This window comes from Idiomarina sp. UBA3162 (assembly GCF_002364475.1).
Classification (GTDB): domain Bacteria; phylum Pseudomonadota; class Gammaproteobacteria; order Enterobacterales; family Alteromonadaceae; genus Idiomarina.
This window is the reverse complement of sequence record NZ_DEYI01000084.1, coordinates 1-10,956: the sequence shown is the minus strand read 5'-3', so window position 1 is coordinate 10,956 and position 10,956 is coordinate 1. Positions and strand designations below refer to the sequence as shown.

Sequence of the window (10,956 nt, the reverse complement as noted above, 5' to 3'; positions counted from 1 at the left end):
AAACGCTTGATTGATTGACGAACTGTTTTCCAGTTAGTCAACATACCACCTAACCAACGGTGATTTACGAAGTACTGACCACAGCTCAATGCTGCTTCCTTTACAGGCTCAGCGGCTGCACGTTTAGTACCAACGAACAAGATTTTACCTTTGTTTGAAGCAACGTGCTGCATGTAGCTCAACGCGTCGTTGAACATAGGCACTGTTTTTTCAAGGTTGATGATGTGGATCTTGTTGCGAGCGCCAAAAATGAAAGGCTTCATTTTTGGATTCCAGAAACGAGTTTGGTGACCGAAGTGGACACCTGCTTTCAGCATGTCACGCATTGACACGTTTGCCATAATACTTTTCCTTTTGTAGGGGTTAAGCCTCCATATACCCCATAGCACGACCCGCTTGGGCACCCCGTGATATGTGTCGATATATGTGTGGTTTAAATTTAAAGTGAATTTTTGCTTTCAAAAAGCGCGCATTTTATACCACATCCTGCGCCACGGCGCAATCACAATAGACGAAAAAGGCACGCGCAGATCCGTATCACAGCATGGCTAAGCGGCGCTTAAATTGGTAGACTGCGTGAACGATTATAAAAGTAGCCAATTTAAGAGACCGTATTTAATGAGTATATCGATAAAAACGCCAGAAGAAATCGAGAAAATGCGCGCTGCGGGCCGCTTAGCCGCCAGTGTATTAGAAATGATTGGTGAGTACGTGAAACCGGGGGTTACGACCGAAGAGTTGGACCAGGTTTGTCACGACTACATTGTTGCGCACAACGCCTACCCCGCACCACTTAATTATCACGGCTTCCCAAAATCGATTTGTACTTCGGTAAACCATTGTGTGTGCCACGGTATCCCGGGTCCTAAAAAATTAAAAGAAGGCGACATCATGAATATCGATGTCACTGTTAAGCTTGATGGTTATCACGGCGACACATCAAAGATGTTTATCGTGGGCAAACCGTCTATTTTGGCTGATCGCCTTGTTCGCACAACACAAGAGTCGCTTTATAAAGCGATTAAGATGGTCAAGCCAGGTATTCGTTTGGGTGATTTCGCCGAGGTGATTCAAAAGTTTGCTGAGCAGCATAACTACTCTATTGTTAGAGAATACTGCGGTCACGGTATTGGTGCCGTATTCCATGAGGAACCTCAAGTGCTCCATTATGGCAAAGCGGGTACCGGCGAAGTGTTAGAACCCGGTATGTGTTTTACTATTGAGCCGATGCTTAATGCAGGTAAACGCCATACTAAGTTAATGAAAGATGGATGGACAGTGCTCACTAAAGACCGCAGTCTGAGCGCACAGTGGGAACATACATTGCTGGTCACCGAAGATGGTGTCGAAGTATTAACATTGCGTGAAGAAGAAACTGAATTGCCACGAGTAATTCATCATAGCGAATAACACGATGAACACTGAGCAAGCGGACTTTTATGCACATTGGCCCACCTCAGACATGCCGTTTGAGGCAAGTGCTTATCGCGATCTCATTGCTCATTACCACCGCTGGTCCGAGGGGCATTTTGTTACAGCCGATATCGATGAACTGATCCACCATCGTGCACAGTTTTTTGATCAATTATTGGCTGAGCTTTGGCAACGTTTTGAGTTCACCGACGAGCCGATGGCGCTGATTGCGGTGGGTGGCTATGGACGGCATACATTGCATCCGGGCTCAGATATCGACTTATTAATATTGGTTGATTGTGAAGACACGCTCGGTCGCTGTGCGGTGTCCGAATTTGTCACATTTTTATGGGATTTACATCTTGATGTAGGTCATTCCGTGCGTACGGTGTCACAGTGTTTGAGCGCTGCTGCTGAAGACATTACCACGGCCACAAACCTTATCGAAAGTCGTCCTGTCACAGGTGATGAAGCGCTCATCCGCGACTACGAGCATCAACTGCTCGCTGACTTCCCGTGGTCAAGCCGCGATTTCTACCAAGCAAAACTCGATGAACAAAAACAACGCCACCAACAGTACCATGGTACGTCTTACAATCTTGAACCGAATATAAAATCGAGTCCAGGTGGATTGCGCGATATTCAAACTATCGGTTGGATCGCCAAACGGCATTTCCAAACCCACTCGGACGAGAGCTTGGTCGAATTTGGTTACATGACCGCAGATGAATTCGTCGAATTGCGCGAGTGCATGAATTGGCTTTGGCGTATTCGTTTTGCCTTGCACCTCGAGGTGGGCAAACGTGAAGATCGTCTACTGTTTGATTTTCAACCAGGCGTCGCGGTACGCCTGGGCTACGGCAACGAGGGAAAGCATTCGGTCGAGCTGATGATGAAGGATTATTTTAAAGTGGTACTGCGTGTCAGCGAGTTGAATCAAATGTTACTGCAATTTTTTCAGCAAGCTATCCTGAATCCGCAAGACCTGCATCATACTGTAGATATTGATGAGCATTTTGCCATTAATCAGCACTTACTCAGCGCTCGTCACGATGAAGTATTCGAGGACCATAGCCAAATTATTCGGGCATTTGTCATTATTGCTGAGCACCCAGAAATTGAAGGTATTCACTCGCATACCATTCGTCAGTTGCGCAATGCACGAGCGCAACTGAGTGAACCCTTAAGCTACGACCCGGATTGTCGCTTTTGGTTTAAACGACTGATAGAGCATCCAGCCGGATGCGGCCGTGGCTTTGCATTAATGCATCATCATGGCGTCATAGCAAGTTACTTACCTCAGTGGCAACAGATTGTAGGACAAATGCAATTTGACCTTTTTCATGCCTACACCGTCGATGAACACACGTTTCGTTTAGTACGCAACCTTTACCGTTTTTCAGACCCTGAGTATGCGGGGCAGTTTCCCTTGTGCGAAGAACGTATTGCGCAAATGACACGTCGCCACTGTTTATATCTCGCAGGGATATTCCATGATATCGCCAAAGGCCGCGGTGGTGATCACTCTGAACTCGGCGCGATGGATGCCAGCAACTTTTGTCTACAGCATCGATACAGTCAGGCGGATAGCGATTTAATTAGCTGGCTAGTTGAGCACCATTTAACCATGTCGGTCACTGCACAAAAACGTGATATTCATGATCCTGAAGTGATTCAGGAATTCGCCAATATTGTGGATACGGTCGAACGACTCGACTTTCTCTATTGTCTCACCGTAGCGGATATTCGTGCGACTAATCATTCACTGTGGAATAACTGGAAAGCAACCTTACTCGAAGAGTTGTATAATGCTACACGTTATTTATTAGAACAAAACAGTAGTAAACCGACGCTCGACGTGCGTGATAAAATCCAGCAAAATAAAGCGAATGCAATGGCTTTATTACTAAGTGGCGGGTATGAAAAAGAAGCCATTCTTGCACTTTGGGGCCGCTTTACAGCGGACTATTTTTTCCGCCACACGGCTGAGCAAATTAGTTGGCACTCCCAGCATATTTTGCAACTTAAAGATGATGAACTTCCATTAATTTTGATAGGTGATGAAAACAACTATGGTACAACCGAGCTGTTCGTCTATCACCACGACGAAGGACACCTTTTTGCTGCCGTGGCGGGCGTGCTTGACAGCCAACAGTTGAATATCTTAGACGCGCAAATACTGGCGACTCGAGATGGTTTTGTGATGGATACCTTCGTACTGTTGCAACGAAATGGTAAACCGTTGACCGAGGCACGTCGCATTGAGGAGGTAAAACAACACCTGCTTGATGTCTTACATAAGCGTCGTAAAGTACCTAAGAATAATCGGCCGCTATCACGTCGGTTGAAGAACTTTAGTGTCAAGACACAAGTGAATTTCTTGCCAGCAAAACATCGCGGGCGCACCACCTTCGAGTTGGTGGCGCTGGATAGGCCTGGTTTGGTTGCCCGCTTGGCGGCTATTTTACAACGTTTAGATGTTAGCTTATTGGCTGCTAAAATCACGACTATCGGTGAGCAGGCAGAAGATTTATTTATTGTTTCGTCGAGTCGTGGAGAAGCCCTTTCCGACGAGCAGAAGTTGACGCTTAAACAACAAATTATCAATGATTTAGATGGATAACGAGGCAAACATGTCGTTTGAAAAATATAAAAAGTTAATTAATGATGCCTTTGAGCAACGTGACCAAATTTCTCCCCGTACCGATGATGATGAGCTACGTGAAGTCGTCCGCTATATCATTGATGAAATCGACCGCGGTGAATTGCGTGTCGCGGAAAAAGTGTCAGGCGAATGGATCGTTCATCAATGGCTAAAAAAGGCAGTGTTATTATCGTTTAGACTGAACGACAACGACCTTATCGAAGGCGGCGAAACCCGTTTTTGGGACAAAGTGCCAGCAAAATTCGCCGACTACGACAGCGCTCGATTCCGCGCCGAAGGTATGCGCGTTGTTCCGCCAGCAATGGTTCGTAAGGGTGCCTTTATTGGCCGCAACGTCGTTGTCATGCCAAGTTATGTGAATATTGGCGCCTACGTCGGCGACGGCAGCATGGTAGATACTTGGGCAACGGTGGGTTCGTGTGCACAAATTGGTAAAAATGTGCATTTATCTGGCGGTGTCGGTATTGGCGGAGTCCTTGAACCATTGCAAGCGAACCCAACCATTATTGAGGATAACTGCTTCATCGGTGCGCGTTCTGAAATCGTTGAAGGTGTCATTGTTGAGGAAGGTGCTGTGATTTCAATGGGCGTTTATATCGGTCAAAGTACGCGCATCTACGACCGTGAAAACGACAAAATTATTTACGGGCGCGTTCCTGCAGGTGCTGTTGTTGTCCCTGGCGCGTTACCTTCGGCGGATGGCTCACACAGTCTTTACGCCGCGATCATTGTGAAACGTGTCGACGCTAAGACACGCGCAAAAGTTGGTATTAACGCACTCTTGCGCAGCGCAGAATAAGATCTATATGAGCTCACTCAACGCCCGTTACTGATGAAACGGGCGTTGTAATAGTTCTGGAACCTCGATCTCAATGCTCAGCTGTTTGCTCGTCACCGGATGTTGAAATTCGATTGCGGTCGCTGCTAATAGCAAGCGGTGACAGTCAAAGTAGTCTCGGAAAAAGCGATTATGTCGCCCCTCCCCATGTCGAGTATCACCAATAATCGGATGCCTAATGTGTGACATATGCCGGCGTAACTGATGCTTACGCCCCGTTTTAGGCATGAGTTTCACCAGTGAGTAGCGGCTCGTATCATGTTTTTTACTGACTTTGAAAGGCAGTTCGATGCGGTCAATACAGCTGTACTCTGTGACAGCATCCTGAGCCGGCTTATCGGCTTGTGCCTGTTTATCAGCAATTTTGTCATGCTCTTCTTTCAGCGCATAATCAATGATGCCAGCATCATCGACATAACCCCGTACGACGGCATGATAAGTTTTTTTAATGTCACGCTCAGCAAACTGTTCGTTAAGCGCACGCGCGATATCCGAAGATAGCGCAAACACCAATAAACCAGATGTCGGTCGGTCAAGTCGGTGCACGGGAAAAACATGCTGCCCGAGTTGGTCTCGGAGCATCTGCATAGCAAACTGTTTTGCATCCGAGGCGATCCAACTACGATGCACCAATAAACCGCTGGGCTTGTCGATTACCACGAGGTACTCGTCTTGATAGACGATCGTTAATAACTCGGAGTCAAACATCGTCTTGTAGCGGATCTGAGCCGCTTAACAGGACATCAAATTCACGAATTAATTCGATGAGTTGCTCATGTTGTTCGATCGCATTGCGATAGGAGTGTGCTGCCATCGGACTGACCGCGATCGAGTCAGGTAACGGCTGCTTTGCATCGATCAATGACCACATTCGCGGTATCATAATGAATTGTAGCCATTGGTGAAACTCGAGGGTATCCATGGCGAAAGGTTGCTGGCTATCCAGCGCGTCAACGGGCGGCTGGTCGGATTGCCAGAGGCCCAAGCTGTTCAATTCTCGCTCAATACGATCGAGTAGCCGAGCCGCTTTTTGATACTGCTCCATCGGAGACTCCATTACCACATTAGGTTTGATAACCGATATAATGGCGACAATACTGATTGAAAATTGAATGAAATTCAAGCGCGGAGAAATTTAGTGACTGATAAGATAGCAACCATTGGTGAGTTTTTAGCAGCCGGTAACACCGAGTTTCAGGTCTTCGATTTAGGTCGACGGCTCAGCGAAATTCCATTAGAGACGTTTGCTGCGATTGAACATCAACAGCAGCCTCACCCGTTTCCGCTTGCTCATCACGCGCACTTGGCTATTCTATTTCGTCATAAAAGTGAACCTCAGCAGGATTATCTTTGGTTTTTAAAGTTTCCACTCGATGAACGCGGACTCCTGAACCTTGCAGCGCGTGACCAATATCTTGAATATGTTGTATCCGCGTTAGGTCAGCAAATCACGGATGCGCTAACCGAACAACAAGAAGAGCAGCTAAAGCATAACCCCTACTTATTCACTCCGAGCGAAACTCAACGCGCAGCGCTACACGCACGTATCTCAACTCAGCGACAAGCTGCGCCGAGTCAATATTTTGATACTACATTTGAATACTTAATGGGTAAGCACTCTGATTGGCAGCATATCGGCGTACAAGGATTACACGATTGTGCCGCTCGTTTAATGAATCTGCCTGAACTAGCAACCGCGATTACTGAGCGTTATAAAGACTATGCGCCCACGGTACAACGCTACCTCGCGGAAGCGCTCGAGCAACATTCAATACCCGCAAAGTTACGCGACTTCTACCTGAACGAGTTGACCGAAGCAAACGAAACACGAGCTTTGTATGCCCTTCGCGCCTTAGCGAGTGTGAGCAACGATAAGCGCCTACAAAAAGTATTACTGACATTGTTAAAGCAACCCGTCGACGCCAATACTTTAACGGTGTTAGGGGCTCGTTTGTGGCCCGCTCTACAGGATAATAAGTTACTTGAATGCTATCTCGAGCGCATCGCTGAGCTTGAGCAACCATGGTTTCAAGCGTTATTCGAGGACGCTGCGTCATTGCCAGAATTACGCCCTTTGGTACTGCGTAAAATAGCCCAAAATGATATATCGGAAAGAGTAAAGCAGCAGCTACTTCAACTTAAGGCTCGGCAAACATCATGATTACTCTATTCGATGTCCTGTTGTTTTTATTATTGCTGTGTGTTGCTTGGTTGTTCTGGCAACACCGACGTCAAACAGAGCACGCTTATCAGCACGCGCTTTGGTACTGCAAGCAACAAAGGCTGCAAATGTTAGATTTAGAAAAGGTCAGCACGCGCTGGTCTTTTAAAGGGCGTCAACCGGGCTGGCGCAGCTGTTTCATTATGGGCTTTAGCAGTGACGGCACTTCACGTTACGAAGGAACCTTGACCCTGCACAACAGCCAATTGATCGCCGTCGACCTGCCCCCTTTTCGTGAGCCCAATTAGTCGACATCGAGGGTCAGCAGTGCGCCAGGTACGTCATGAACGTCGAGCGCGTGCTGCTGAGAAAACCCACAATGACTGAAAAACTGATGCTGTTGCTGGTCAGAAATAAATACCGCTAACTGGTTAACGCCACCGCGTTCAACACTTTCCTGCAGCGCAGCTTGACATAATAACCGTCCGATCCCTTGCTGCTGATACTGTTCGGCGACACCAATGAAAGAAATCAAATAGCACGGCTGATCTTTAAGTAAGGACTTAATTTGGCGTTCTTTTTCAAGCACATAGCGTGTACTTATCCAACCTGCAGTCAGTAACATCGAAATGTACCAGTTCCAACGACTGGTTGGCCCAAACTGCTGTTCAACTTTTGATAGGCACACTACGCCTAGTAGCACATCGTCATGCATGGCGGCAATAATGGGCTGCTCGTTATCCCATTGAGCGATCAGTTCCTCGCGTATTGCTGCTCGCAAACGCTTTTCATAATCCGCTTTATCGGCTTGAAAGATACGCTGCATAAGCGCATCGTTTTGGTAGGTTTGAAACAATAAGGACGCTACGCTATTGAGCTGGCATACATCCAGTTCTACAAGCTCAACGTCCTGTGTTGATACGGCAACTTCGGTTGGCATAGCAGCTCTCCTGTTAAAATAGTGCGCTATCACCAACCTACTCCGATTACATTACCTTGTCGAGTGCCATCTGCCCCGTCCCAATTAGCGACCCGTTTTTGAACACAATCGGAGTACACTCATCTTTTGTGGTCATACCGTCAGCATGAACACGCTGCGTGCGATAGAAAAGGACTTGGTACTCATTATTGTCTTCAATCCAGCGTTCACTAAAATCAGGTGTGCCGAGATCATTGCGAACCGATTCAAAGTCAGCGTTTAAGTTAAGTTTAGCAATCGCCTGGCGGTTGCCCCGCTCATCGTGAATTTGATCGTACTGCGGATCGTCTTTATCCCAGCTAGGCTCACTAACAACAATACAACCCGATAGTGAAAGGGTCATCATTCCTGCGAGTCCCATCAATGCAAGCTTTCTGAATTCCATTACCAATCTCCGATTTCTAGTTATTTTATGAATTGTGCTTATTAGGCGCACTCACCACAATTTAAGCAAAAAACAGGCCAAATTGGTAAAACTCTGTTTTTATTGACTTTATTGTTTCTTCAAGGACACCCGAGCTACCAATAGTTAGTCATTTTCACCACAATATGGCTGACAATGTGACAAAAAGGTAGCGAGATCGACTGCTAAGGTTTGGTGTTGTGGCTTCCCTAACCATTCCAGTGCAACCTCACCCGTCGAGTTATCGAGCGAAACCAAACAATCGTCGTGCGCATGTAAAATACCGATAAAAATCGTGATGGGCTGCTTCAACTTGCGCTTCATCAAAATGTGCCCCGTCAGATTTTGCAACAGCCTTTCAGAATCCTCTTGGCATTGAGGCATCAATAATTCAAAATGAATCGGCGGCGTTGTCTCATCCGCCGAAAAAGTGAGGCTGAGATCACCGCTGAACCAATCCCCAAAAAGCCGCTTTACACTGTCATGAAATCGCATAGCTAATGCAGACTCGAGAGCCGTAAAATCTTGTGCTTCGTCTCGCTGTACGGGTCGCCAGATAACCTGTTCTTCACCCATCCGTTGCTGGTATATCTCGGCATCCCACTCGTCCACCCACTCGGTTTGGGGTTCGGGGTTAGCTTGCATATAGCGCTCTAGCAAAGCGCTAACGGCGTGCTCGGTCGATACTTCGTTCATCTGGTGCATTTCCTTTTAACCGCGTAAAATAGGTGTAATTCATTTAGTTTATCATGGAGCGCATCAATGCAAACAAGCGACCCGCTCGCACACCTAAATTTGGGTAAAGCAACCGACTACCCAACCACCTATGATCCGAGCCAGTTACAGCCAGTTGCTCGCGAGCTTAATCGCACACCCATTGGTGTTACCGAGGACCTGCCCTTTAATGGTCACGACGACTGGACGGGTTATGAAGTATCTTGGTTAAATAGCAAAGGGTTACCCCAAGTGGCGATCGCGGAATTTTCTGTACCCTGCGACAGCCCTCATTTAATTGAGTCAAAGTCGTTCAAGCTTTATTTAAATAGTTTTAACGAAAGTCGATTTGATGATTGGCAAACAGTAGCGGATGTCATGCAACATGATTTATCAGCCTGTGCAGGCGCAGATGTCATGGTCAGCCTGAGCTCGTTAGATGAATATACCAATCTTCCGATTGGCGACTTGCCAGGAACCTGTATTGATAATCAAGACATCGCGATAGACACCTATGACTACCAACCGGCCCTACTCAAAGTCGAGCCGCAAGTAGTTGAGTCGTTAACGGTACATAGTCATCTACTTAAATCAAACTGTTTGATAACCAATCAGCCGGATTGGGGATCTGTATATATTCACGGGACAGGTCCGCAACTTGATCAAGCGAGCTTGCTGCGTTACCTCGTCAGCTTCCGCCGTCATAACGAATTTCACGAACAGTGTGTTGAGCGCATTTTTATGGATTTGCAACGTTTAGGCTTTTCGAAGCTCACCGTTTATGCGCGATATACACGCCGTGGCGGCTTAGATATCAATCCGTTCCGTTCTAACTTTGAAACGGCGCCACCCAGTGGGCAGCGCCTGGCTCGACAATAGTCTTAGCTCGCATTCGGGTGTGGAATTTGCAGCCACTGTAAAAAACGTGCCTTCTGTTTAGCAGAAGGATTTTCTACTGGCACAATTTTCGCGCCCGTATGCTGTTCTTCACCTAATATCAGCTCAGCGGTATGAAGTTGGTCACGACGGAAGAATGTGACCTCAACGGTATCGCCGACTTCGCGCTCTTGCAACGCTTCTTCGAAACGTCCGCCCGCTGCGCGTTTACCATCATACGCAACAATCACATCGCCTGGAGTGAAACCTGCGTCCCAAGCAGGCGAACCACGTTCAACCTGTATCAGTTCGATACCTTCATCTGCGGCTTTGCCGCGCCAGCCCGCCCACGGCTTTTGCTCGTCAGCAGAAGCAAATGTCAGCTCCATACCCACGGTGTTTAATAACTCATCAAACTGAATATTAGCAACCGGCGAGTTAACGTGTTCATCCCACCATTGTTGCCATGACTGACCGGTGAGCTCATCTAAAATGGCGACAACATCGGCACTATTAAAGCCTTCCTCGTCGGCATCAAAGCGTTGATAAAGTGCATTATGGACATCGCGATAAGTCACCTCGCCATCGGTACGTTCAATTAACGCCAGATCTAGCACCCATGAAACCATTGCGCCTTCTGAGTATATATTCACTGAGAAGTTGTGCGCGCGATCACCGTACTGGTCACTCCATGCTTCAAACGAGGCTTCTGCCACTGACATGATTTCGCGCCCAGGTTTGCCGTAGTAACGCTCAATCCCCGAAGCCACACGTTCAAAATATTCATCCGTTGTCATAATATCAGCTTGCATCAACAAGTGATTTTGGAAATAACTTGTTGATCCTTCGGCCAACCAAAAAAGATCCGTGTAGTTCTCCTTTTGATAATCATAAGGAACCAAAGCCT

The 10,956-nt window shown here is 47.1% G+C and carries 13 protein-coding genes; 6 read left to right on the top strand and 7 right to left on the bottom strand.

What is annotated here, in order from left to right; all coding sequences use genetic code 11:
* Positions 1–341 (bottom strand): 30S ribosomal protein S2 (gene rpsB / locus B2X00_RS10505; RefSeq protein WP_290487480.1); only part of this gene is annotated, 341 nt, incomplete at its 3' end.
* A 277-nt stretch (positions 342–618) separates the two neighbouring features.
* Here rpsB and map point away from each other — a divergent pair.
* The 3 genes from map to dapD are packed head-to-tail and all read left to right on the top strand — an operon-like array spanning position 619 to position 4,877.
* Complete coding sequence (gene map, locus B2X00_RS10500) at positions 619–1,410, top strand: type I methionyl aminopeptidase (RefSeq protein ID WP_290487479.1); 792 nt, start codon at positions 619–621, stop codon at positions 1,408–1,410.
* 4 nt (positions 1,411–1,414) lie between these two features.
* The gene (gene glnD / locus B2X00_RS10495) at positions 1,415–4,036 is read left to right on the top strand and encodes a [protein-PII] uridylyltransferase (RefSeq protein WP_290487478.1); all 2,622 of its coding nucleotides are present in this window, start codon (positions 1,415–1,417) and stop codon (positions 4,034–4,036) included.
* 10 nt (positions 4,037–4,046) lie between these two features.
* The gene (gene dapD, locus B2X00_RS10490; protein WP_290487477.1) at positions 4,047–4,877 is read left to right on the top strand and encodes a 2,3,4,5-tetrahydropyridine-2,6-dicarboxylate N-succinyltransferase; all 831 of its coding nucleotides are present in this window, start codon (positions 4,047–4,049) and stop codon (positions 4,875–4,877) included.
* Positions 4,878–4,904: 27 nt separating this feature from the next.
* Here dapD and truC read toward each other — a convergent pair whose 3' ends face one another.
* Positions 4,905–5,624, bottom strand: a complete 720-nt coding sequence (truC, locus tag B2X00_RS10485; RefSeq protein WP_290487476.1) for a tRNA pseudouridine(65) synthase TruC — start codon at positions 5,622–5,624, stop codon at positions 4,905–4,907.
* Positions 5,617–5,961, bottom strand: a complete 345-nt coding sequence (locus B2X00_RS10480; RefSeq protein WP_071463660.1) for a YqcC family protein — start codon at positions 5,959–5,961, stop codon at positions 5,617–5,619. Before B2X00_RS10480 ends, truC begins: the two co-directional genes overlap by 8 nt.
* Positions 5,962–6,054: 93 nt before the next feature.
* Here B2X00_RS10480 and B2X00_RS10475 point away from each other — a divergent pair, with 93 nt between their 5' ends.
* On the top strand, positions 6,055–7,077 hold the full coding sequence (locus B2X00_RS10475) for a DUF3549 family protein (protein ID WP_290487475.1): 1,023 nt from the start codon (positions 6,055–6,057) through the stop codon (positions 7,075–7,077).
* Entirely contained in the window at positions 7,074–7,385 is a 312-nt protein-coding gene (locus B2X00_RS10470) for a DUF3301 domain-containing protein (RefSeq protein ID WP_290487474.1), read from the top strand. Before B2X00_RS10475 ends, B2X00_RS10470 begins: the two co-directional genes overlap by 4 nt.
* Here B2X00_RS10470 and B2X00_RS10465 read toward each other — a convergent pair.
* The 3 genes from B2X00_RS10465 to B2X00_RS10455 all read right to left on the bottom strand — a co-directional run bounded on the left by B2X00_RS10465 (position 7,382) and on the right by B2X00_RS10455 (position 9,155).
* Positions 7,382–8,017: a GNAT family N-acetyltransferase gene (locus B2X00_RS10465; RefSeq protein WP_290487473.1), complete on the bottom strand. Its 636-nt coding sequence runs from the start codon at positions 8,015–8,017 to the stop codon at positions 7,382–7,384. The two genes, B2X00_RS10470 and B2X00_RS10465, sit on opposite strands and share 4 nt — an antisense overlap.
* Positions 8,018–8,063: 46 nt before the next feature.
* Entirely contained in the window at positions 8,064–8,441 is a 378-nt protein-coding gene (locus B2X00_RS10460) for a DUF3192 domain-containing protein (RefSeq protein WP_290487472.1), read from the bottom strand.
* A gap of 144 nt (positions 8,442–8,585) precedes the next feature.
* Positions 8,586–9,155: a SecY-interacting protein Syd gene (locus B2X00_RS10455; RefSeq protein WP_290487471.1), complete on the bottom strand. Its 570-nt coding sequence runs from the start codon at positions 9,153–9,155 to the stop codon at positions 8,586–8,588.
* 66 nt (positions 9,156–9,221) lie between these two features.
* On the opposite strand from B2X00_RS10455, the gene queF reads away from it, so the two are divergent.
* Positions 9,222–10,052 carry an NADPH-dependent 7-cyano-7-deazaguanine reductase QueF gene (gene queF, locus B2X00_RS10450; RefSeq protein WP_290487470.1) on the top strand — a complete coding sequence of 277 codons (831 nt, stop codon included), beginning with the start codon at positions 9,222–9,224 and terminating at the stop codon, positions 10,050–10,052.
* Between the two features lie 2 nt (positions 10,053–10,054).
* Here the strand turns inward: queF and B2X00_RS10445 are convergent.
* The coding region (locus tag B2X00_RS10445) for a PDZ domain-containing protein (protein WP_290487469.1) at positions 10,055–10,956 on the bottom strand (902 nt) is incomplete at its 5' end.